This window comes from Salifodinibacter halophilus (assembly GCA_012999515.1).
Lineage (GTDB): Bacteria > Pseudomonadota > Gammaproteobacteria > Nevskiales > Salinisphaeraceae > Salifodinibacter > Salifodinibacter halophilus.
The window spans coordinates 1-274 of the sequence record JABEEB010000224.1; the positions used below are offsets into that span (position 1 = coordinate 1).

Sequence of the window (274 nt, forward strand, 5' to 3'; positions counted from 1 at the left end):
GACATCATCCTCAACCCGTTGGGTGTGCCCTCCCGAATGAACGTCGGGCAGGTTCTTGAGATGCACCTGGGCTGGATCGCTCACTCCGGCTGGGATATCACCCAGGCCGAGGGTGATTGGGCCGAGCGTCTGCGCGAGGTTGGCCTCATTGATATTCCTGAGGAATCCCGTCTGGCCACCCCGGTATTCGACGGTGCCACCGAGCAGGAGATCACCGGTTTGCTGCAGTACGGCCACCCAACCCGCGATGGCGAGATGCTCGTTGACACCGACG

The 274-nt window shown here is 62.0% G+C and carries 1 protein-coding gene; it reads left to right on the forward strand.

Features of this window, described 5'->3' with window-relative positions; genetic code table 11:
- Nucleotides 1–274, forward strand: a 274-nt coding sequence (locus HKX41_11420) for a hypothetical protein (GenBank protein ID NNC24741.1), incomplete at both ends; no start/stop codon positions are given.